Here is a 21,718-nt window from a genome sequence, read left to right as displayed (position 1 = left end):
CTCACCTCGCTTGTGTATTTGGAAATTAGTATTACCTTTGCCGTCGGATTTAGGAAATTTTTCTTATCCGAATGTGATTGCCTCATGGTGTAATGGTAGCACAACAGATTCTGGTCCTGTTTGTTAAGGTTCGAGTCCTTATGAGGCAACTAAAGGGGAGCTAATTAGCTCCCCTTTTTTATTTATGCTTGTTAAAGTCCTCCTTGACACTTTTTTGCATTCCTCTTCCCTCTGTTTTACTTGTATTCTAATGGACCAACGCATTCGTGCTGTTTGCCGAGGGGCTATCTGCTTGCTATATTGGGAGATTAGGATTACTTTTGTCATATTGTAAATTGTTTTAATTACCTCAATGGACATCAAGACTTATTTGACTTATTGGGCTGAGCGTTATCGCAGTGAGCTCCAAGATAATATCCTTAATTTCTGGCTCAAGCATGGGTTGGATCCTGTGCATGGTGGCATATATACCTGCCTAGATAGAGATGGCAAGCTGATGGACGGCACCAAGAGTGTTTGGTTTCAGGGGCGCGCAGGATACATTTTTGCCAATGCCTACAACGAAATAGAGCCTAGAGCCGAATACCTAGAGGCAAGTAAGAGTTGTATAGACTTCCTCTTGCAGCACTGTTTCAACGCCGATGGTCGTATGTACTTCGAGGTAATGGCAGACGGTACACCCCTGCGCTTGCGTCGCTATGTCTTCAGCGAAACCTTCGCCATCATCGCTATGGCGGAGTACAGCATCGCCTCGGGCGATAGATCTTATGCAGAGCGTGCCCTAGCACTCTTCAAGCAGGTGCAGGGCTGGCTCGCTACACCCGGCGCACTGCCAGCTAAGTATGAGCCACACGTCAAGGGACGATCGCACTCGATCGTCATGATTATGCTCAATGTAGCGGCTCGTTTGCGCTCAGCTATTGCCGATCCTGCACTCGACAAGCAGATCGCCGACTCGATCTATGAGCTCAAAACATACTTCATGAAGCCCGAGTACAAGGCGCTTCTTGAGGGAGTAGGTGAGCATGGTGAGTTTATCGACACAATCAATGGCCGACTAATTAATCCCGGCCACTGCATCGAGACAGCGTGGTTCCTGCTCGACGAAGTGAAATATCGTGGAGGCGATAAGGAGCTGCAGGATATGGCTCTTACGATTCTAGACTGGTCTTGGGACTGGGGCTGGGATCAGGAGTATGGCGGTATCATCAACTTCAGAGATTGCAAGGGCTTCCCCGCACAGGACTATTCGCAAGATATGAAGTTCTGGTGGCCACAGACCGAAGCAATCATCGCCACACTCTACGCCTATCAGCTTAGCGGAGATGAGAAGTATATGCAGATGCATCGCCAAATCAGCGATTGGACGTATGCTCATTTCCCAGACAACGAATTCGGAGAGTGGTATGGTTATCTGCATCGGGACGGCTCGGTAGCTCAACCTGCCAAGGGTAATATCTTCAAAGGTCCATTCCACATTCCCCGTATGATGATCAAGAGCTATCAGCTCTGCCAAGAGATGCTAGCAAAACTCTAAACAAAAAGCTTATGATTAAGCCAATCAAATTCGCCCTACTTACTGCGCTTCTGATCATCGCAGTAGGTGGGGCGAATGCCCAATCAGCCACACGCCTACAAACGCCACAGCTAGATGCCGACTACGCCAAGGGTGTATCTGGACACATCGCCGCCTCGCTCGCCGAAGACTATGTGGTGCTCGTAGGCGGATGTAACTTCCCCGATGCGCCAGCGGCCGAGGGGGGAGCGAAACGCTTCTATAGCCATGTCTACGCAACATGTGGGCTGCTCTCTGGGCAGGAGTGGGAGCGACTGGGCAATCTGCCCGAGCCATTGGCCTATGCCGCTGGACGCACCTATCTCGGGCGGCTCATCGTCGCAGGCGGACAGACTACTGGTGGGCGAGAGCTAGCCTCTGTCTATGCCATCTCTGTGGACGAAGCTGGCAAATTGACCACCGAAACGTTGCCAAGTCTGCCACAGCCACGCAGTGCAATGGCTTCGGCGCTTATCCGCTCACGGCTCTATCTGATTGGCGGTAGCGTTGCGGGTCGTCTGTCCAACTCTGTGATTTCGCTAGATCTCGACGAACCGCAGCTCGGCTGGCGGGAAGAAAGGAGCTATCCCGGCTCTGCTCTGCTCAAAGTACTCGCTACGGAGTATTGGCTCGACGAAGAGCCTTATATCTACTTCATGGGTGCCTTTTCTGGGAGTGAGGGGGAGGAAGGTGTGCGAACGGCTCTCTCCTGCTATACGCTCCGAGCCGACGACCAAGAAGCCTCGTGGCAGAGAATCCCCGTGCCCTACGCTTCTATTAGACGTGGGGCTACTTTCGGCGGAGGTATCATGTCCCTGTACGCAGAGGACGAGATCATGGTTACCTCTGGTGTACACGAGGCGAAGTTTCTCTCAGCTCTGCAGCGCATACAGCGCCTACGCCGAGCCAAGCGACTAGGACAAAGTAGTGTGACCTCTCGCCTAGAGGCTGAGGGGCGTGCCTATCTGCTGCACGAGCCCGAGTGGTACAGCTTCACGCCTTTCATACTTGTCTACAACCTGCGTACGCAGAAGTGGCGTAGAGAGCATGCACACCCCGATTTGGCTCGAGCCGATGCCGCATATCTAGACGGCATCATCATCGGCGGAGAGATCAAGCCCGGCGTGCGCACCAGTAGTATCGTTCGTGTTCAACATTAGTTATATCCTACACATCAAACTCATCATTTTATGATTATTGGTAGTATTCATGAGTCGGCTCGCTACGAGAGCCTACACCCTGCTTTCAAACAAGTATTCGACTATATCAAGGCGCACGACCTGCTCAACGCCCCACTCGAACGCATCGTCCTAGATGGCGATCGCCTCTTCATCAACAATGTGGAGGCTGATGCCAAGCGTCAGGAAGAAATGCCCCTAGAGGCGCATCGTCAGTATCTAGATATTCATATCCTACTGGCGGGTAATGAGCGTATCGGTTGGCGTGATTTGCAGGACTGCGGTACGCCTACTAAGCCCTACGACGAGGAGGGCGACTATATGCTCTTCGAGCAGCCTGCCTCTACTTATGTCGATCTCAAAGTCGGTCAGTTCGCCGTGGTTTATCCAGAGGACGCGCATGCGCCATTGATTGGCGAGGGCAAAATCCGCAAGCTGATCGTCAAAGCACTTGTCAATTACTAGCCTCTATGGGACTAAGTCACACTGTCCTAGTCGCTCTCTCGGGAGCGATTGGGGCAGTTTTGCGTTATGCCGTAGGGCTTTGGGTGGGTCGAATTGCCACGAATAGCCTATTGCCTTGGCCAACACTCTCTGTCAATCTAATCGGTTGCCTGCTCATCGGCCTTGTGGCAGGTTACGAACTGCGTCATGGACTCTCCGAGAGCTGGAGGCTACTGCTTATCACAGGCTTCTGCGGTGGCTATACAACCTATTCGGCTTTCGCTCTAGAGAATTTGCGCTTGCTCCAGCAAGGGGCGTACCTGCCCCTCATGGCCTATATGCTGCTTAGTCTCATCGGAGGGATTGCCTTGGTTGCTTTGGGGATATATCTGGTGCGTTTGCTCTGCTGATATCCTCTGTCGTGGTGACAGATTGGCAGTATTTGTAACTTTGGCACAAGTATTGTCCTAAATTGTAAGCGAAACGAAACCGAAATTCGGACAATTTTAATGGTACTAATCAAATAACATCAAATAAAGTATGAACATCAAACCATTGGCAGACCGTGTGCTCGTCAAGCCAGTTCCTGCAGAAGAGAAGACAATAGGCGGAGTGATTATCCCAGACTCAGCTAAGGAAAAGCCTGCTAAGGCGGAAGTCCTAGCCGTAGGTGGTGGCACCAAGGACGAAGAGATGGTCGTTAAGGTAGGCGACATCGTCCTTTATGGCAAGTACGCTGGTACGGAGATCGAGCACGAAGGCGAGAAGTACCTCATCATGCGTCAGAGCGATATTCTAGCTACGCTCTAAACTCGGAAGTGTATTCATAATCAATAGACTCAAAGACAATGGCAAAGGAAATTAAATTCGATATGGAGGCACGCGACCTCCTCAAGCGTGGTGTAGATTCGTTGGCTAATGCCGTTAAGGTAACACTCGGCCCTAAGGGGCGCAACGTAATCCTCAGTAAGATGTATGGTGCACCACACATCACCAAGGACGGCGTTTCGGTAGCTAAGGAGATCGAGCTGGAAGATCCATTTGAGAATATGGGTGCTCAGCTCGTCAAGGAAGTAGCGAGCAAGACTAACGACGACGCTGGCGATGGCACCACTACTGCCACAATCCTAGCACAGGCGCTCATCAGCGTTGGGCTCAAGAATGTAACGGCTGGTGCTAACCCTATGGATCTCAAGCGCGGTATCGATAAGGCTGTGGCTAAGGTTGTGAGCGAAATCAAGGCTATGGCTCAGGAGGTTGGTGACGACTTCGAGAAGATCGAGCACGTAGCCAAAATCTCTGCCAATGGCGATGAACACATCGGTGCTCTCATTGCCGAGGCGATGCGTAAGGTGAAGAAAGAAGGGGTGATCACCGTAGAGGAAGCTAAGGGAACGGACACGACGGTAGAGATCGTCGAAGGTATGCAGTTCGACCGTGGCTATATCTCTCCATACTTCGTGACCAACAGTGAGAAGATGGAGGCTCAGCTTGAGAATCCGTACATTCTGCTCTACGATAAGAAGATCAGCGTCCTGAAGGAAGTGCTGCCAATCCTAGAGCAAACCATACAGACGGGTCGCCCACTGCTCATCATCGCCGAAGACATCGAGAGCGAAGCCCTCACGACGCTTGTGGTAAACCGCCTACGTGGTAGCCTCAAGGTGTGCGCAGTGAAGGCTCCGGGCTTCGGAGATCGCCGCAAGGCTATGCTCCAAGACATCGCTACGCTTACGGGCGGTGTGGTGATCAGCGAAGAAACTGGCCTCAAGCTCGATGCCGTAACACTCGAGATGCTTGGCCGTGCCGAGAAGATCACGGTGGACAAGGACAACACCACGATCGTCAATGGTGCTGGCGACAAGCAGGCTATTGCTGAGCGTGTTGGACAGATCCGTGCACAGATGGCGCAGACCACGAGTGACTACGATCGTGAGAAGCTACAGGAGCGTTTGGCTAAGCTCGCTGGTGGTGTAGCTGTGCTCTACGTGGGTGCTGCTAGCGAAGTAGAGATGAAGGAAAAGAAAGACCGTGTAGATGATGCCCTGAGCGCAACGCGTGCAGCGGTTGAGGAAGGAACTGTCCCCGGTGGTGGTACTGCCTACATCCGTGCGATCGCAGCTCTTGAGAACCTCAAGGGAGAGAACGATGACGAGACTACGGGTATCGAGATCGTCAAGCGTGCTATCGAGGAGCCACTTCGTCAGATCGTAGCCAACGCTGGCAAGGAGGGTGCAGTGATTGTGCAGAAGGTACGAGATGGCGAAGCTGACTTCGGCTACAACGCACGCACCGACCGCTTCGAGCACCTCTATGCCTCTGGTGTCATCGATCCCGCTAAGGTAACACGTGTGGCTCTAGAGAATGCTGCCTCTATCGCAGGTATGTTCCTGACGACTGAGTGTGTCGTAGCCGACAAGAAGGAGGAAACCTCTGCTGCCCCAGCTATGGCTCCCGGTATGGGAGGTATGGGCGGCATGATGTAGTCCATTAGTAACTCAATTATAGTAAAGGGGCTGTGGCAAAGTTCGTTTTGCCGCAGCCCCTTTTCGATGCTTCAGAGTGCGTAAACTGCAAGAATCGCATATCCTGATGCACCGCCACTGTGTTTAGTGTGAGCCTTGTCTACTGCACTTCGTAGAACTCCCGAGGGCTACCAAGGTGCTCAAGTAAGAACCTTACCTGAGCTGGTGACAGATTGCGTCCGTAAGCCTTGAAGCCACGCTGTGCCAATCCGTCCCTAAGAAGAGGGTCGGTGCGTAACAACTTGCGGAAGCTCCTGCACGCCGAGAGGGGGCTAGAGGTGGGATAGTAGAGGACTGCCAGCTCCTTGACCGAGTAGATGCGAAACTCTGGCAGAGGCATCTCGGGAGAAGCGAGATGCGCATTGAAATTGCTCTTCATAAGAAATACATTAAAATAAGTAGTACAATAAATACATAGACAGCAGGCTAAGGCAAATATACATAGCCGATTGGCTGCCTCTGCAAGCAAAGATAAGAAGAAGCTCCGAGGTCGTAGATACCTCGGAGCTTAATAATTTTCTTGAATAAGTATCTGCGCTCCGCTACGGTTGGAGCATCACGATTTGAGCCAAATCTTGAGCAAATCTTTGGTATTCTGCCTCTGTAATGACTTGCTCAGTCGTCAATACAATCAGTGAGTGAGCAGGGTAACTACATCGGTAGGGAGGGTACCTGTGCGGATATGGATTGGTGTGGAACCCACACCTCTGGTAGAACCTCTGCCGTGCACGAGAAACCTCATCAACGATAGGATCTATCTCTAGCAGGATACGTCTATCGGCCGATTGGACGAACGTACTCAGTAGCAGGCTACCATACCCTCGCCCTCTGATATCTGTATTAATCGCAAAATGCTCAATATATAGATAGTCCTCAAACTCCCAATAGGAGATGAAGCCTATTAGCTCGCCCTGATCGGTGTACGCAATGAGCCGATATTGGCTGTGAGCGAAAGCATAGGCCTGTTGGTCGCTCGTCCTCTGCTCGAAGATAGGAAAGCTCCGAGCATACAATGCGCTGATTGCTTCGTAGAGGGGGTGTCTTGAGTTGTTTATCGTTGTTGACCGCATGATGAATGCTAGTTCGCTTATTTCGGATACTAAGATAGCTGTTTCTAGCAGCTTGGAGTAGCCATGTGGTGTGTGGGTGACATTCTGTAGTTTATACTCTAGCCCGATGAAATACCCCTACATTCTTCTACTTTTTCGTTAAGGAGTATTAAGATGTTACTCAAGTTTTTTATGTAATGGGCTGGTTGTTCATAAAGGTCGATCGTGAGGTTCGGCAAAGTTCATGGGAAGATTCATACGGATTGGTGGGTTCATGCGTTAAGGTGTGTCCACCAATTCGTATAGATTGATGGGAAGGAATACCAAGAGATGCGGTAATATCGTATGAAATCCCTTTGAGACTTGTTTTATATGTCTGGTTATTAGTATTTTGTGATGAAGTCTTTTAAGGCTGGTCTTTTCTTCTGATTGTGGGGGAGTACGCCAGTGACCGAGGACGCCGTGTAGGGCTTGCTAGGGGGCAAATACGAGGTCGGCCATTGTTGGGCCTCATTGGTCTAGTGAGCACAATGAATAGGCTTAAGTGTAAATAAGTATGAATATGTAGATCCCTTGCGCTTGGGACATAAAAATGGGAGCTGCGCTAAGAAGAGTCTTGACACAGCTCCTTGTTAGGTGTTTCTAAATGTGCAAAATGCAAGGCGTACATCGAGAGCGATGTACGCCTTGGCGAATCCTTGGCCAGTAGATCTATTTATTGGCTTTTGGCTCAGAATTGTTGTACCACTCTAGGTAGGCCGTAGTATAGTTGCGACCCGAGGCCAATAGGTCGTGCTTCTTTTGTTCCTCGATAGCGAAGTCTGTAGCCTTCACCCCTAGAGTGTCGATATAGATGGTTCGCTGCCAGTCGTCGCTGTGTAGGTGCGTATTGTCCTGTGCATCAATGAGGGTATTGAGCAGGGCTGTGGTGTAGTCCCATAGGTCGTTGATTTGGCGTGTGGGTGGCTCGGCCTGATCTCTAAACATGGAGATCTTCTCCTTGCTGTCTAGCTTGAAGCCCAGTGTCTGCTTGTTGTAGACATAGTCCGAGATACGTCTGCATCGGTCACGCAGCTCCTCGTTGATAGCTTCGTAGTACTCTGTACGTGCCCAATCTCTCTTGACGTACTTGCGTCTGTCGAAGACTTTGACGGGGTAGTTGTCGAGCATGCCACCATCCACGTAGAGATCTCCTCTGAAGTTGCGCTTGGCAGCGAAGAAAATCGGGATAGACATGGAGATACGTACCGCATCGGCGATGCAGAAGCGAGGCGTGTGTTCGTGCGAGAAGACCTCGGAGAAGCCCGTAGATAGGTTCGTCCCTACGAGATAGATCTGCTTGGCTTTGAGGTTGGGGTCTGTGCAGTGAATGAGGTCAGAGAATGTCGCCTCGGAGTTGCCTAGCTTGCGGGCAATCATGGATCCGATCCAAGCTCGGAAGAAGTCGCCTTTGTACCAGCCAAATTCACTGATTAGACGATTGGCATCTCTGACCACTCCCCACGAGTCGTCCATGAAGTTCTTGAAGTCGAGCTCCCACATTACCTTCTTGATTTCCTCGGGGGTATAGCCTACACCTAGCAATACGGCGATGATAGCGCCAGCAGAGGTCCCTGCTACTCGCTCTATCTGGTCAAAAATGCCAGCCTCTTGGAGTACCTCCAAGGCTCCTACATAGGCAATTCCTTTGACTCCACCACCCTCAAATACGAGGTTGCGAAAAAAGTAGCTATTCTTCTTGTTCATAGGTTCGTATGTTTCTTGAGCAAAAGTGCTTTTGGTTTACGTCTACTAAAGTAGTCATTTGTTTAGAGTTATTTATCGGTTTGGGCGCTTTGTTGCTCACGCTTTGTTCGCTTTTGGGTGCTATGGGGGGTATTTATTATCTTTGCTCATTCAAAATCAGTAGATAAACTATTTAATCAGTAATAAACGAAACATCAATGACACTTCACAAGGAGGGAACTTGTCTATTAATCGGCATTGGGATATCGCTAGCGCTCTTTTGTGCTACGGCGTATATGCTCTCGGGAGCTGGGGTTGCATTCTATATTACACTTGCTATCTCGGCTATTCTCTATGCACTAGTGCTCAACTTCTTTCGCTATATCCCACGCAAGCACCCCGAGGCCGCCAATAATCGAGCTGTGGTATGCCCTGCGGACGGTAAGGTAGTCGTGATTGAGGAGGTCGATGAGCAGGAAATCATGGGGTGCCGCTGCTTACAGGTATCTGTCTTTATGAACGTCTTCAACATGCATGTCAATTGGATCCCCGTCAATGGTACGGTTGAGCATGTGTCGCACAATAAGGGCCGCTTCCTAGCAGCTCACTTGCCCAAAAGTAGTACGGAGAATGAGCGCTCGGCCGTCGTAATTCGTACGCCCGAGGGGCATCGTGTCCTTGCGCGCCAGATTGCGGGGGCTGTGGCTCAGCGCATCGTTACTTACCCCGAGGTAGGTCATCAGGCTCGCATCAATGACAATTTGGGTTTCATCAAGTTCGGCTCTCGTGTAGACCTCTATTTGCCTCTCGGCTCTGAGGTTTGCGTCAAGCTAGGGCAGAAGGTCGATGGCAACGTAACGATGATCGCCCGCTTACCTGAGTGATGATGATGAGCATCAAAAGGCATATCCCAAATGCCATTACTTGTCTGAACCTCCTCTCAGGGGCTCTCTCTATTATCTATACGCTCAAGGTGGGGGATCTGTCCTTGGCGGCTGTGTTAATTATTTTGGCGGCAGTCTTCGATTTTTTCGATGGGCTAGCTGCTCGTGCCCTAGGTGTGTCATCGCCTATTGGTAAGGATCTAGACTCTCTGGCCGATGTGCTGAGCTTTGGTTTGGCACCTGCTATTTTGGTCGTGCAGGGGCTCTGGGATAGCGGTCTGGGCTTCTACGAGGCACTCCCCGTGCTTGTCTTGGCCGCAGGAGCTGCGCTTCGTCTGGCCAAGTTCAATCACGATACCCGTCAGACGACTTCTTTTATCGGCCTACCAGTACCAGCCAATGCTCTTTTTTGGATTGGTTATTCGGCGTTTATCCCCACTTTATTCACGGCTATCGGCTTGGTAGGCACGCAGCTTACGACCTACGTAGCTGTGTTTCTGCTGGCTTATCTGATGTTGAGTGAGATCCCGATGTTCTCGTTCAAGGTCAAGAAGCTCTCATTCTCAAGCCTCACTTACCAGATTATTTTGGTCGTGGCCGTACTAGCCTCTGTTGCCGCTTTCGGTCTTTTTGGCTTCTCTGTCGGTATCTTGGCATACGTTTTGCTATCTATAGTGCAGAGCTCGACTAAGGGGTAGAGGCCTACCGAGCTAGATGTATCGGATCAAACTAAACGAAGATTAGAACAATGGAATTTGTAGGGACACTCCTGCTCGTCGGGATACTACTATATCTGCTTATGCCAGTGCTGCGCAACTGGTTCCTCAAATGGATTGCTGGACGTATTCAGCAGAGGCTACACGAGCAGATGAGGCAAGGTGCTAGCTCCAATAGGCGTACTTCATCTCAAGAGCCAACCAGCCATAAGAAAGAAAAGATGGACATGGACGAGATAGAAGCCAAGCGATTCGACAAGGAGAATAGCGATGACTATGTAGACTTCGAGGAGCTACCCAAGTAATCCATCGCTCCAGTCCTGCTAGGTTTGTCGCCACAAACAAAAAATATCCCCCAAGAGCTCTGCAGTGAGTAGGCTCTTGGGGGATAATCTTTTGTCCCGAGGTCAAGGAGATATAGGGCTTACCCTTGTTCTTTGTACGTTGTGGTACTACACAAAAGGGGCTGTGCCAAGATCTATTTCTAGCACAGCCCCTAGGCTATATGTACTACTCAGTGAGCTGAGTGCGGCTTATCGCTTTACCAGTCTGTGCACACGTACTTGCTGGCCTTGGCTAACTTTGAGCAAGTATACGCCTTGTGGTAGCTTGGATACATCGACATGAGTCGTTGCTTTAGCCTGCTTGTGTACCAAAACGCCGGTTAGATTGTAGATAGATACCTGACCAGCTCGACTGAGGAAGAGGTCATTGTGGCAAGGGTTAGGGTATATCTCGTTGGCTCTTCCCTCAATGGTTTCGATACTTGTTGTATCCTCTTCGCCCTCCTTGAGGAATGTAACATCAAAGTGCATATTCTTCTTGATCGTCCCGAGGCTGTATATGCCGTAGGAATTGAACTTGTGCCCTTCGATTGTAATGCCGTCGTACTTAACGTGACCAATCTTGTAGCCATCTTCAGGGGTTAGCTCAAGCGAAAGTTGGTCGCCCTTCTCTAGAATGAACTTCCCATTTTGCACCTCCGCATGACGCACCTCAAACGTCCCTAGGCCAGCAACGATATTGTAAGTCACAGTGAAGGTTTCTACTTCAGGTTCTTCTTCATCTTCTTCTTCAGGTTCTTCCACCTGCGCATAAGTCACAGTGATGATAACATTGCCTTTTAGGCTCTTGGCCTCGAAGTGACTATTGTTCTTCATCGTGTGCTCTTTGGTTGGGTCGCTTTCATCAACCCAAGTGATAGACTGGAGGTAAAATCCCTTGTTGGCCATTACTCGTACGCGGACATGCTCCCATGTGTTGTCCCACTTCTCATGCCCTTTCAAGGGGATAATTGTCTTGCCTTCACCTGTTTTGAGGTCCATTGTTACCTCATCAGTGCCGACAAAGATGCGCCCGGGAGTTTTGTCTTTCCTAAGGGCGCCCTTGGAGATTAAGTCTTTTGCGTTTGTCTTTACTGTAACGCTGTAGGCATTACTCTCTTGGGCGGATAGTTTGTAGGAAATACCAAACAGCACAAGAAGCAATAGGCATCTCTGCGCCCATACCATGAATGTAGAAAGTGAATTCTTTTTCATAAGTGGTTTGAATTAAGTTGTTAAAAAGTTCTTTAATATGTCCGCAAATGTAGGGAGTTTTCTTCTCATTAACTCCCTATTTATCCAAAAAAGTGCTTCAGAAAATGGAATAAAGTCATGACGGAAGGGCTGGTATGTCTGCACAAGAGAGATTGAAGGCGAGCAGATGCCTATTTGAGTGTCACGCAGACATATTCACTTTGGGTGCCAATTCTAAACTTACCACCCCACAAGCCAATACCAGAGCTGACGTAGAAGTGGGTATTGCCCTTGCGTAGATAGCCGTGCGACTGCTCATAGAGTGCATCGACCAGTAGGTTGATCGGGAAGACCTGCCCTCTATGTGTGTGCCCAGAAAGCTGGAAGTCTATACCAGCTGCCTCGCTATGCTCTAGATTGTAGGGCTGATGATCAAGTAGCAGGATAGGCTTGGAGTGATCCAACCCTTGTACTAGCTCTTGGGTAGATCGGCGGTAAGGGTTCATACGATCGTCCCTGCCGATGATATAGAAAGTGCTATCAACCAAGATAGTTTCGTCTTGCAGTAGTTTGATATTGGTCCTGCTGAGTACGTCCCTACGTTGGGCTTCTCGCCCAATGTATTCGTGATTGCCAAGGCAAGCGAAGACTCCGAGTCGGGCTTTGAGGCGATTTAGCTCCTTGTGCATACCCTCTTGTAGTACTGGGCGTGCGTCATTGTCTAGGATATCGCCTGCGATCAAGATTAGATCCGCCTGCTCAGCATTGATCTTGTCTACCCATTGGCTCAGCTCACCACGTCCTATCGTATAGCCTAGGTGCAGGTCCGAGATGCCAACTATCTTGAGCGGCTTGGGCAGCGGTTTGGAGATATCAATCTCTAGGGCTACTCGCTTCTTGTCTCGATACTCGTAGTAGCCATGGAGCAGCACGGATGCGACCGAGAGCAGTAGCCCTAGGGTAAGCCAGCAGTTGTCGGTGATGAGCCCCCGAGCGATGGGTAGACATAGGTAAATCAAACCCCACAAGAGAAGAGGCATCATCAAATAGAGGAAGACAAATAGCCACGATGTGCCGAGCGAGTAGGATAGACGCAGAAACCAAATAGGGAATATCTCACGCCCTGAGAAGGACAAGACCAAGCCGAGTAGGCACATAATGCTCCCACCGACCACACCAATCCTTAGCCAAGGCCACGAAGGAGCGAGCACTCCGAGGCTATAGTAGGCGTAGTAGAGTCCTGCACCGAGCAGAGCCAGTAGTAACAGTACGATTAAAATCATCATTTAGCTCAAGTCATCTCCTTAGAGCAGCAGTGGCGTTGCTCGTCAATGGCGTTTGCCGGCATAGAGATACGTGTACATACAACCTACGAAAAGCGTACCGCCGATGATGTTGCCCAGAGTAGAAGGTATTAGGTTGTCTAGTATGAATGCTCCCCAAGACACATTAGCCCCATAGAGCATACCAGTAGGGATATAGAACATATTGGCGATTGAGTGCTCGAAGCCTATCGCCACGAAAGCCATCACTGGCCACCAAATGCCCACAAGGCGTCCTACCATACTACGAGAGGCGAAGCCAAGCCAAACCGCCAAGCAAACTAGCCAGTTGGCACCGATGCCACGCAGCAAGACTTGATCCCATGGCAGGCCGACCTTGTACTCGGCTACGTGCCTGATGTAGTCGGCGTAGGCTGGTGCTTGCATGATGCCCGCTTTGTAGACGAGGAAATAGTCGAAGAGTAGCGCCCCTACAAGGTTGGCAGCGAAAACGACCGCCCAGTTCTGTACGAAGTAAATAGATGGTATGCGCCGTGTGATCGTAGCAGGCATCAGATAGGCCGTGTTGCCAGTGAAGAGCTCTGCCCCGACAAGGACCACGAGGATTAGCCCCACGGGGAAAGTGATGCCCGCCAATAGCTTGGGGAGAAAAGGGTTGCCCTCTGACCAAGCGCCGAAGCCCGCTGCAGACAACGATGCTAGTAGGCCGCCCGTAGCAATGTACACGCCTGCTAGCATACCGAGTATGATGAGTTTGAGCCAAGGCGTCCTGTACTTCTTCTCGCCCAGCCCGATGAGCTGATCAATGACTTCCGTTGGTGTATTCATACACTTCTTGCGATAGATTAATAGTCTACTCTATGACCTTTGGCTACTGCCGAGCATCGTAGATCAATGCTATCACATAGGTAGACATTCCCTCTTGTCGCCCCGTGAAGCCCAAGCGCTCGGTCGTAGTTGCTTTGACCGAAATCTGGCTTACCTCTATGCCCATTACCTCTGCCATTGTTTGGCGCATCTGTGGGATATGGGGATTGAGTTTGGGAGCTTCGGCGGCAATCGTGGCGTCGATATTGCCAATCTCATACCCCGTCTGGCGTACTAGAGTGCAGACCTCTCGGAGCAAGATCTTGCTGTCGATGCCTTTGTACTTCATATCCGTAGGAGGGAAGTGTACGCCTATGTCCCCAAGGGCTGCGGCTCCGAGTAGGGCATCGCAGACAGAGTGCAGCAAGACATCGGCATCGGAGTGCCCCTCTAGTCCTAAATGATGCTCCAGCTTGATGCCACCTAGCCAAAGCGGGTAGCCAGCTTCTAGGCGATGGACGTCGAAGCCGAAGCCTATTCTATATGGTAGTTTCATGTTATCTAAATAGGTTGCGCAGCCCTTCCATATCGAACGCTAGGCTGAAGCGAAGCGTCTGGTCGAGCGGATTGTTCTGTACGGTAGACATCAGATAGGACGCATCAATGCGGAAGGCGCTCATCTTGAAGCCTGCTCCTGCTGTGAAGCCTTGTAGATTACCCTTGGTTGGGTGCAGGTAGCTGTAGCCAGCACGCAGGAAGAATTGATCATTGTAGCTGTACTCTGCCCCGAAGCTCCAGCGTACCTCTTTCATTTCCTCCGAGAAGCCACCGGGAGCATCTGTAAAGCTCTTGAAGATCCCCGACACAGATGAAGTGTTGCGGTAGTCGTCGTAGAGCTTATTCTCCTCTTCCTTGGTCATACCTTCTGTACGTAGAGGTCGAGTTGGTACGAGTAGTTTATTGGCCTCGACGTTGAACGAAATCATATTGTACTCGTCGATCGGATACAAAATACCAGTTCCGAGCCCTAGGTTGGCTGGAATGAACGAGTTGCTAGCCCCATCGTCGAAAGAGATCTTCGAGCCTAAGTTCTTGAGGTTGAACCCAACTGTCCACAGACTCTCGGCCCCTGCTAGCATGATGTACTTATTCATATATCCCGCTAGGTCGGCTGCGAAGGCTGAACCTGCTGGGTACTGCTTGTCCACGTTCTGGTCCGAGTAGATATAGCGTAGTCCAACAGCCATAGAGAACTCTGGGCTGAGCTTGAGCGAATAGCTCAGGTCTACCGCAAACTCGTTGGGGTGTGCCTCCCCGATATTAGTGCCGAGGGCGTCGAACTTGACGAACTTACCCATGGTGAAGTAGCGGAGCGATGCCCCAAGTGCCTGATTATCCTCCGAGCCAATCTTGTAGTAGCCCACTGCCTGCATGAGGGCGATGTCGTCTACTAGCTGTGAGAGCCAAGGCGTATAGCTCATAGAGAAGGCCGCTTTGCTTGAGGCAAAAGCATACTTGGCTGGATTCCAGTACTGGGCGTATGGGTCTGCCGTAGTAGACACCCCGATATCTCCTAGACCTGCTGCACGAGCGTCTGGTGTGATCTGTAGGGAGGGTACAGCCGTGACTACGGGATTGATTGGTTGTTCACTCTGCTGAGCGTGGGCGTTTAGTCCCATTGTAAGCCCTAGGGTGGTTAGTAGGGCCAGACTTATATGCTTCATCATCTTGCTTATTTAGTTACTTGTCTCAATTGATGCGCTATACTTGCTAGTGCCAAAGTCGCAAGCGCAAAGATATAAAGATCTCCTTTAGCCCGCTTGTGTAATCTCTGTACTTGCCGTAGCATCATCAATATAGTATCGTTCGGAAACCCCTACTTATTGTCTGTTGGCTCCTCTTATATAAGCCTCTATCCCCTCGAGATCGGTGATAGAGTGCCGTATGGGCGCATAGAGTTGGCTCTCTGGTCGTGCATCTTTGATCCCGTGCTTGGCCATACGCTCGCTTGTGGGGAGTACATAGTCGGCCAAGGTGAGCAGATAGCCCAGAGCATAAATCCCGATGACTAGACCTAGAACACCCCCCAGTACATGGTTGGCGAAGCCCAAGATCCCCCCCTTGAAGAAGCCAGCGAGCCAGCTCCCCACGCCCCATATAGCAAGATAGATGACGGCAAAGGAGATAATCGGGATTAGGAAACTCATCGCCTCTCCCGAGAGGTCGAAAGCAGACATCACTACATCTCGTACCCAAGGCGAGAGCCTCCAGCACTCGGCGAAGGCCACTACGGCAGCGGCAATCTGTATAATCCGCTTGGCAGCTCCCATGACAGCACCCTTGACTATCGAGATGAGTAGCAGGATCAGTAAGACAAGGTCAATCCAGTTCATCGCTCTAGTGGCATTTGTCTTTGAGGCCACAGCCGTCGCACCCCGAGCACCCACTGCCGCTCTTCGGTTTGCCCGAGAGCGCCCGCCAGAGGCTACGCCCTACATAGCTCACGACTAGCAGACCGATTATCCCTACTATTATATACTGTATCATATCAATCTCAATATTTCTAGCCCATAAGTAGTCGCCCTATCTGATAGACAGCGAAACTCATAAGCCAAGCCAGAGAACAAGAATATATCACGGAGAATGCTCCCCAGCGCCACGAACCCGACTCTCGTGCTATGGCGATGATTGTAGCCACGCAAGGGAAGTAAATCAGCACAAAGATCATAAAGCCGAAAGCAACTAGAGGCGTGAAGCTTGGAGAGCCGTCGGCACGCCGCTCGGTGCGAATACGCTCGGAGAGTACCTGCTGTGCCTCCTCACTGTCGTCTGGGTTGCCCGTATAGATAACTCCTAGTGTGCTGACGACGATCTCCTTGGCGGCAAGACCCGAGAGCAGACTGATACCCATCTTCCAGTCGAAGCCTAGAGGCTCGATGATTGGTTCGGTGAGCTTACCGAGGCGACCGATATACGAGTTCTCTTGGTGGTACTGCTCGTGTTGAGCCGTTAGCTCTGCCACTTGTTGCTCTCGCTCCTGTTCGCTTAGTTGGTCACTCTGCTCTACCTGCTCGATCTGCTGCTCCAGCCTTACCTCAGCCTCGCTCTGGCGAGGGAAGTAGCCCAAGAACCAAATGGCGATAGAGGCCACTAGGATCACAGTCCCCATTTTGTGCAGATACTGCTTGGCTCTATTCCACATATGCCTGACTACGGAGCGGAGCGTAGGCATACGATACGGAGGTAGCTCCATGACGAATGGCACGTCCTCGCCTCGGAAGTAGGTGCTGCGCATTACTCGTGCACTCACTACAGCGATCAAGATACCTATTATATATAGGGCGAAGAGGACTAAGCCTGCGTAGTTGGGGAGCAGCGCCCCTGCCAGCAGAATATATACGGGTAGGCGTGCCGAGCAACTCATGAAGGGAAGTACCAGCATCGTGATGATGCGGCTCTTGCGACTCTCGATGGTGCGTGTGGCCATAACGGCAGGCACGTTGCACCCGAAGCCCATAATCAGCGGAATGAAGCTCTTGCCATGCAACCCCATGCGGTGCATCAGCTTATCCATGATGAAGGCGGCACGGGCCATATAGCCACTATCCTCAAAGATCGCGATGAATAGATAGAGGATTAGGATATTGGGCAGGAAGACAATGACCCCACCAACCCCAGCGATGATGCCATCTACGATCAGGTCTTTGAGGGGGCCGTCGCTCATCAATCCACGTACGGCATTGCCTATCGCCTCTACGCCTGCCTCGATCCAGTCCATCGGATACGCTCCCAGAGTAAAGGTTGCCTCAAACATGATATACATGAGTAGCAGGAAGATCGGGAAGCCCCACAGCCTATGCGTGACGATATGGTCTATGCGGTCGGTAAGTGTCTGCCCTCGGTGCTTGTTGGGTTTGTAGGTCTCTCTCAGAGCTCCTGAGATGAAGCCGTAGCGAGCGTCCGTTATCAGCTCCTCTGCATCTCGCTCGCCGAGCTCCTCCTTGATGCTCTTGAGGGCATAATCTCGGGCGGAGATAACGAAAGCACCCTTGGGGTAGCGGTTCATCAGCTCACGCGCGATGGGTTCGTCCCCCTCAAGTAGCTTGATCGCGATGTGGCGTGCCTCTAGCTCGTTGGCGATAGGTAGGTGGTCTAGGATTTTGCGTTGTAGCGTTGAGATCTGTCCCTCTAGCGTGAGTCCATAGTTGATCTGTAACGGACGGATCTGTCCCTGCTCGGGGTCTACGACTTGTGGGTCGACCGAGCGGATTCCCTCCCATATTTGTATTATCTGGTCGAATAGAGCCTCTAACCCCAGCCCTGTACGGCAGACTGTTGGGATCATCGGTACGCCGATCAGGCGAGCCAGTTTGGGGTAGTTGAGGAACTCCTTGCGCTCGGCAAACTCGTCAAACATATTGAGGGCTGCCACGACAGGTAGCCCCATTTCCTTGATTTGGAGCGTTAGGTAGAGGTTGCGCTCTAGGTTGGTCGTGTCAAGTACGTTGAGTACAAGGTCTGGGCGCAAATCTCCGCTGAGGAAGTTGCGGATATAGAGCTCCTCTGGGCTATACGGCGAGAGAGAGTACGACCCCGGTAGGTCGATGATCTCGATGCGATAGCCCCGATAGTCTATGTGTCCCGTCTTGGCCTCGACGGTCACGCCACTATAGTTGCCGACATGCTCGTGCGCACCACTGGCTTGGTTAAAAAGCGAAGTCTTGCCGCAGTTGGGGTTGCCTATCAGTGCGATGCGTAGCTTCTGGCGCTTAGCTCTTGCCGAGGTGTGTGTGCGCCCTATCTTGTCCGTACCCCAGCCCTCCGGCACCCCGGTGGGTAGCTCTGTACTCTCTGGCGCTTCTTGAGCGAGAGCCTCGAGCGGTCTAATCTCTATTTGCCGAGCGTCCTCTAGTCTTAGAGAAACGTCATAGCCCAATATCTTGTAGTGCATTGGGTCACGCAGAGGGGCGCCCTGCACGGCTAAAACTTCCTTCCCTTGGACGAACCCCATCTCTAGGATTCTCTTGCGAAACTGCCCCGAGCCATGTACTCTGAGTATGACGGCTCGCTCACCTTGTCTAAGCTCTGATAAATTCATATACTACAAAAGTATAGAAATGCCGTCTTTGTTCTTAATTCGCTTTGAGCCGAGCAAGAAAATACCTACTAATGGGGATAGCTGGGAGAGGAGTATCATCATGTTACGAAAGGGCGGATTCTGAGGATTTGGGGGTTTACACTCTATAACACTTTTGGGCTAATTCGGCTGCGAATTGAGGCCTAGCCTAGCCAACGGCCTAGCCCTCATATTTGCCGCCTAGGAGGCTCTAGACTGCGTCCTCTCTTGTTTGGGCACTTAGCTCCAGAGCAACGGAAATACCCCTCTTAAATAGCGTTCGTGCAACTTGCTTATGATGAGTGCTTTATTTTGTTTTCTGGGCTGGCTTGATAAGCCTATGGCACACTTTTTGGTATTTCTCCCCATCAATCTTGGCGGATTAATGGACATATTGGGGAGGATTGGTCCATCAGTCCCAGTCGTTCTTCCCTTCTATTTCTTGCGGGCACCCCTCAGAGCTTTATAAACTACCACCTTGTTTGATAAAATTTAAGTGTAGTTCGTTTGCGTATTTTTAACTAAAATCTATCATTTAGGCATAAGTAATTGGCTATCAACAGTCGAATGAGTCATGAAATGCAGTAGGTAATGATTTAGCGACCTATCTTCTGCAATAATATACAATGCTTTGTGTACCTTGAATAACCTACTTCAAAGGTAATACTATCTACGGAGAAAGACGAAACTTTCTCTGTTTTTCTTTTCTGACGGCTCTCTATCCAGTCAGCTGATTCTATTTTTTCGTCTTATTGCTGATTGTTGTGGCAGTCTTACTTGTGAAGACTGCCTTTCATTTTTTTCACTCTGTCCTATGCGTTGTTCCACTCCACTTTCTACTTTATGTATTCGCTTCGGGATCGGTCTTCGTTCTCTTCGGCAAAGGTAGCTTCGGCGTCTGACGGCCAAAAAGGTCAAGCGGCAAGCCGTCAGGGCAACAATCTCCACACTTCATTCTTCAGGTAGTATTCTTGCCCTAAACCTTGTTGTCCTTGCCCCCTACCTTTTTATCGCCTTGAAACGAAAACGACCGACCCGACGGAAATACGCAAAAAAAATGTCGGAAACGCGAGGACAGAGAAAAAGAAAAATGGAAACTCAACTCCCTCACCTCAAGAATCCGCATAAAATCAAAAAACAGACAAGATGAAACTGAGATACAAAACCTTGATTTGGGGAACACTTGCCCTCATCGGCTCATCCCTCTTGGGCGGCAGTCTTTGGCTTTGGCTTGCAGGACTATGGCTGGGGAAATACATCGTTCGGCTACTCTTTGCCATCACACTGGCAATTGTGGTCTACATACTGACCTATCTATTCATTGTCGGGGGAATATTTTGGTTGCTTATCTCATAAACATTTATCCATATGAAAAGAAGAAGTAAAACTATCGCACAGCAATGCAGATACTACGAGGTAGATAACATTTTCGAGTATATGGTATCGGTTTACCTCAATGGGAATATATCCGCCTTTAGGGAATTATACAAAGAACTCAATCGGAAGGACAGAAAGGAATTTATCCTCTATCTCTTCTCAGAAGTTGAACCTATTCATATCCAAGAAATCATTTTAGCAACAATCTAATAGTGGGAGCGATGGAAGCATTCAGATTTTACCAAGATAGAAAGGTTACTTGTTGGGAGCGCACCCACTTTGAAGTAACAGCAGAGAATTACGAGGAAGCCGTTGCCCTTGTCAAATCATGGCAGGGAGAGGATGTACTTTGTTTTGAAGACAACGAGAAAGTCATCATTATGGACGACGAGACCTTATATGAAACCTCCGAACACCTATCCGTAGAGGAAAATGGAGGGAACCCGACTATTGAGGTCTTTGCAGACAATGGAGAAAACATCATCAATAATACCCCCGACAACACCAAGCAGATATGAGAATAGAAACAAGAACATACGAGGTTTACAACCTCCACGAACTGACAAGAGAGGCACAAGCAAAGGCACACAGCCATTGGGTGGAACATTTTAACTATGGTTGGGACGAAGAAAACCGAAAGACATTGCAAGCCTTTGAACAGATATTCAATATCAAGGTGGACAGATGGTCATACGATAATTATTCCTATTGGTATCGTTTCACTTCTCATTACAGCGAGGAAGAAGATAATTTGAAAGGGGTTAGACTACTGAAATACCTTGTCAATAACCATTGGAACGACTTGTATATACCCAAAACCATTTGGAGGCACAATTACAAGAGAAAGCGTAAAAGTCGTGTATTTGTTACCAATGATTGCGTATTGACGGGCTATTGTATGGACTATGAGATATTGAAGCCCATATACGACTTTTTGAAAGCCCCCGATGATACCACCCTATACGAACTTATGGACAGGTGCTTGAATGGATTTTTCAAGGCTTGCAGGGACGATATGGAATACCAACTCAGCGAGGAAGCCTTTGCAGAGAGTTGCGAAGCCAACAACTACGAATTTCTATCCAACGGAACATTATTCAATTGATTAAAAAGACAAAAACAATGAAAGGTACAGAACATTTCAAGGACGTTATCCAAAACTATTTGGAAATAAGAGCATCATACGATGAACTCTTTGCAGGGAATTTCCGCAAGGAGAACAAGAACATAGACGAGTGCATTACCTACATCTTGACGGAAGTCCAAAGAATGGAGTGTGCAGGTCTGTCTGATGAGGAGGTATATTCCCTTGCCGTGCATTATTACGATGAGGATAACATCAAGGTAGGCACGTCCATCAACTGCCAAGTCGTGGTAAACCATACTATCGAACTCACAGAAGAGGAGAAAGCGGAAGCACGGAAAAAGGCTATCGAGCGATACCAAGCAGAGGAATACCGCAAACTTACCGCTAAGAAACCGAAAGCGGAGAAGCAGGCGGAGGAGCAACTCCAACCCTCCTTATTCGAATTTTAATACTAA

25 protein-coding genes and 1 tRNA gene are annotated in these 21,718 nt (G+C 49.9%); 15 read left to right on the top strand and 11 right to left on the bottom strand.

Annotated elements, in window-relative coordinates:
* Positions 1 to 78: 78 nt before the first annotated feature.
* From HQ48_RS04140 to groL, 7 genes are all read left to right on the top strand, one after another.
* Positions 79 to 149, top strand: a tRNA-Gln gene (locus HQ48_RS04140).
* 203 nt (positions 150 to 352) lie between these two features.
* On the top strand, positions 353 to 1,537 hold the full coding sequence (locus HQ48_RS04135; RefSeq protein WP_044188764.1) for an AGE family epimerase/isomerase: 1,185 nt from the start codon (positions 353 to 355) through the stop codon (positions 1,535 to 1,537).
* An 11-nt stretch (positions 1,538 to 1,548) separates the two neighbouring features.
* A complete protein-coding gene (locus HQ48_RS04130; RefSeq protein ID WP_044231783.1) occupies positions 1,549 to 2,715 on the top strand; it encodes a hypothetical protein in 1,167 nt (388 codons plus the stop codon).
* A gap of 30 nt (positions 2,716 to 2,745) precedes the next feature.
* On the top strand, positions 2,746 to 3,198 hold the full coding sequence (locus tag HQ48_RS04125; RefSeq protein ID WP_044231781.1) for a YhcH/YjgK/YiaL family protein: 453 nt from the start codon (positions 2,746 to 2,748) through the stop codon (positions 3,196 to 3,198).
* A 5-nt stretch (positions 3,199 to 3,203) separates the two neighbouring features.
* A complete protein-coding gene (gene crcB, locus HQ48_RS04120; protein WP_044188770.1) occupies positions 3,204 to 3,587 on the top strand; it encodes a fluoride efflux transporter CrcB in 384 nt (127 codons plus the stop codon).
* A 130-nt stretch (positions 3,588 to 3,717) separates the two neighbouring features.
* Entirely contained in the window at positions 3,718 to 3,987 is a 270-nt protein-coding gene (locus HQ48_RS04115) for a co-chaperone GroES (protein ID WP_044188772.1), read from the top strand.
* Between the two features lie 38 nt (positions 3,988 to 4,025).
* Complete coding sequence (gene groL, locus HQ48_RS04110; protein ID WP_044188775.1) at positions 4,026 to 5,663, top strand: chaperonin GroEL; 1,638 nt, start codon at positions 4,026 to 4,028, stop codon at positions 5,661 to 5,663.
* Positions 5,664 to 5,802: 139 nt separating this feature from the next.
* On the opposite strand, the gene HQ48_RS04105 is transcribed toward groL, so the two are convergent.
* From HQ48_RS04105 to HQ48_RS04095, 3 genes are all read right to left on the bottom strand, one after another.
* Entirely contained in the window at positions 5,803 to 6,081 is a 279-nt protein-coding gene (locus HQ48_RS04105) for a DUF4248 domain-containing protein (protein ID WP_044188778.1), read from the bottom strand.
* Positions 6,082 to 6,244: 163 nt separating this feature from the next.
* Positions 6,245 to 6,772, bottom strand: coding sequence for a GNAT family N-acetyltransferase (locus HQ48_RS04100; protein ID WP_044231779.1), 528 nt, complete (start codon positions 6,770 to 6,772; stop codon positions 6,245 to 6,247).
* 690 nt (positions 6,773 to 7,462) lie between these two features.
* Complete coding sequence (locus HQ48_RS04095) at positions 7,463 to 8,497, bottom strand: patatin-like phospholipase family protein (protein ID WP_044188783.1); 1,035 nt, start codon at positions 8,495 to 8,497, stop codon at positions 7,463 to 7,465.
* A gap of 197 nt (positions 8,498 to 8,694) precedes the next feature.
* Between HQ48_RS04095 and HQ48_RS04090 the strand changes: the two genes are divergently transcribed.
* The 3 genes from HQ48_RS04090 to HQ48_RS04080 are packed head-to-tail and all read left to right on the top strand — an operon-like array spanning position 8,695 to position 10,381.
* Positions 8,695 to 9,360, top strand: coding sequence for a phosphatidylserine decarboxylase family protein (locus HQ48_RS04090; protein ID WP_044231777.1), 666 nt, complete (start codon positions 8,695 to 8,697; stop codon positions 9,358 to 9,360).
* Between the two features lie 5 nt (positions 9,361 to 9,365).
* Positions 9,366 to 10,058: a CDP-diacylglycerol--serine O-phosphatidyltransferase gene (gene pssA / locus HQ48_RS04085; RefSeq protein WP_044188847.1), complete on the top strand. Its 693-nt coding sequence runs from the start codon at positions 9,366 to 9,368 to the stop codon at positions 10,056 to 10,058.
* A 50-nt stretch (positions 10,059 to 10,108) separates the two neighbouring features.
* On the top strand, positions 10,109 to 10,381 hold the full coding sequence (locus HQ48_RS04080) for a DUF4834 family protein (protein ID WP_044188787.1): 273 nt from the start codon (positions 10,109 to 10,111) through the stop codon (positions 10,379 to 10,381).
* 228 nt (positions 10,382 to 10,609) lie between these two features.
* On the opposite strand, the gene HQ48_RS04075 is transcribed toward HQ48_RS04080, so the two are convergent.
* The 8 genes from HQ48_RS04075 to feoB form a co-directional block, all read right to left on the bottom strand.
* The gene (locus HQ48_RS04075) at positions 10,610 to 11,614 is read right to left on the bottom strand and encodes a T9SS type A sorting domain-containing protein (protein ID WP_081969714.1); all 1,005 of its coding nucleotides are present in this window, start codon (positions 11,612 to 11,614) and stop codon (positions 10,610 to 10,612) included.
* A 170-nt stretch (positions 11,615 to 11,784) separates the two neighbouring features.
* The gene (locus tag HQ48_RS04070) at positions 11,785 to 12,879 is read right to left on the bottom strand and encodes a metallophosphoesterase (protein ID WP_044231774.1); all 1,095 of its coding nucleotides are present in this window, start codon (positions 12,877 to 12,879) and stop codon (positions 11,785 to 11,787) included.
* 42 nt (positions 12,880 to 12,921) lie between these two features.
* The gene (locus HQ48_RS04065) at positions 12,922 to 13,704 is read right to left on the bottom strand and encodes a formate/nitrite transporter family protein (RefSeq protein ID WP_044231772.1); all 783 of its coding nucleotides are present in this window, start codon (positions 13,702 to 13,704) and stop codon (positions 12,922 to 12,924) included.
* A 43-nt stretch (positions 13,705 to 13,747) separates the two neighbouring features.
* Complete coding sequence (gene ispF / locus HQ48_RS04060) at positions 13,748 to 14,239, bottom strand: 2-C-methyl-D-erythritol 2,4-cyclodiphosphate synthase (protein WP_044231771.1); 492 nt, start codon at positions 14,237 to 14,239, stop codon at positions 13,748 to 13,750.
* Position 14,240: 1 nt separating this feature from the next.
* A complete protein-coding gene (porV, locus tag HQ48_RS04055; RefSeq protein WP_044231998.1) occupies positions 14,241 to 15,407 on the bottom strand; it encodes a type IX secretion system outer membrane channel protein PorV in 1,167 nt (388 codons plus the stop codon).
* Between the two features lie 156 nt (positions 15,408 to 15,563).
* On the bottom strand, positions 15,564 to 16,106 hold the full coding sequence (locus tag HQ48_RS04050) for a CvpA family protein (RefSeq protein ID WP_152568304.1): 543 nt from the start codon (positions 16,104 to 16,106) through the stop codon (positions 15,564 to 15,566).
* Positions 16,081 to 16,230, bottom strand: a complete 150-nt coding sequence (locus tag HQ48_RS09175; protein ID WP_081969713.1) for a FeoB-associated Cys-rich membrane protein — start codon at positions 16,228 to 16,230, stop codon at positions 16,081 to 16,083. Before HQ48_RS09175 ends, HQ48_RS04050 begins: the two co-directional genes overlap by 26 nt.
* Positions 16,231 to 16,246: 16 nt before the next feature.
* Positions 16,247 to 18,781, bottom strand: a complete 2,535-nt coding sequence (gene feoB / locus HQ48_RS04045) for a ferrous iron transport protein B (protein WP_044231768.1) — start codon at positions 18,779 to 18,781, stop codon at positions 16,247 to 16,249.
* A gap of 1,164 nt (positions 18,782 to 19,945) precedes the next feature.
* On the opposite strand from feoB, the gene HQ48_RS04040 reads away from it, so the two are divergent.
* Genes HQ48_RS04040 through HQ48_RS04020 form a run of 5 tightly spaced genes read left to right on the top strand, consistent with a single transcriptional unit; the run spans position 19,946 to position 21,712 of the window.
* Positions 19,946 to 20,155: a hypothetical protein gene (locus HQ48_RS04040; protein WP_044231767.1), complete on the top strand. Its 210-nt coding sequence runs from the start codon at positions 19,946 to 19,948 to the stop codon at positions 20,153 to 20,155.
* Between the two features lie 12 nt (positions 20,156 to 20,167).
* Positions 20,168 to 20,386 (top strand): hypothetical protein, encoded by a 219-nt coding sequence (locus HQ48_RS04035; protein WP_004584361.1) that lies wholly within the window; start codon positions 20,168 to 20,170, stop codon positions 20,384 to 20,386.
* An 11-nt stretch (positions 20,387 to 20,397) separates the two neighbouring features.
* On the top strand, positions 20,398 to 20,694 hold the full coding sequence (locus HQ48_RS04030) for a hypothetical protein (protein ID WP_044231765.1): 297 nt from the start codon (positions 20,398 to 20,400) through the stop codon (positions 20,692 to 20,694).
* Complete coding sequence (locus HQ48_RS04025; protein ID WP_044231764.1) at positions 20,691 to 21,281, top strand: hypothetical protein; 591 nt, start codon at positions 20,691 to 20,693, stop codon at positions 21,279 to 21,281. The genes HQ48_RS04030 and HQ48_RS04025 overlap by 4 nt, the downstream gene beginning before the upstream one ends.
* A 17-nt stretch (positions 21,282 to 21,298) precedes the next feature.
* Positions 21,299 to 21,712 (top strand): PcfK-like family protein, encoded by a 414-nt coding sequence (locus HQ48_RS04020; protein ID WP_044231996.1) that lies wholly within the window; start codon positions 21,299 to 21,301, stop codon positions 21,710 to 21,712.
* Positions 21,713 to 21,718 lie beyond the last annotated feature (6 nt).

It is taken from the genome of Porphyromonas sp. COT-290 OH3588 (genome assembly GCF_000769075.1).
Taxonomy (GTDB): Bacteria; Bacteroidota; Bacteroidia; order Bacteroidales; family Porphyromonadaceae; genus Porphyromonas.
This window is presented reverse-complemented; position numbering and strand designations above follow the sequence as displayed.